At 66.1% G+C, this 286-nt stretch carries 1 protein-coding gene; it reads right to left on the minus strand.

The features are described 5' to 3' along the window. Window positions 1-36 precede the first annotated feature (36 nt). A partial coding sequence (locus EN852_RS39980) for a DUF899 family protein (RefSeq protein WP_135879988.1) occupies window positions 37-286 on the minus strand: 250 nt, incomplete at its 5' end.

Consider the following 286-nt stretch of genomic DNA (forward strand, 5'->3'; position numbering starts at 1 on the left):
AGGATGGGGCGTGCCACCCTTTCCCGCCAAGCGCTGCTACGCGCTCTTGTCGCGCAACGCGGCCTCGCCGGCGGCTGACACTTCGGCCCATTTCTTGTCGGCCCCGGCTTCGTAATTGTCGTGCCAGTTCCACCAGCTGTAGAGCGGGGTCTGGGGATAGCCTTCAGGCGAGTCCTCCCAGACCTCCTGGCGGCCGAGCGGGGTGGCGTCGAGATAGCTCCAGACGGTGCCCATCGCCTCGTCGCCGCGGCTGTTGATGAAATAGGTGCGGAAGATGCGGTCGCCA

This window comes from Mesorhizobium sp. M2E.F.Ca.ET.209.01.1.1 (assembly GCF_004010375.2).
GTDB lineage: Bacteria > Pseudomonadota > Alphaproteobacteria > Rhizobiales > Rhizobiaceae > Mesorhizobium.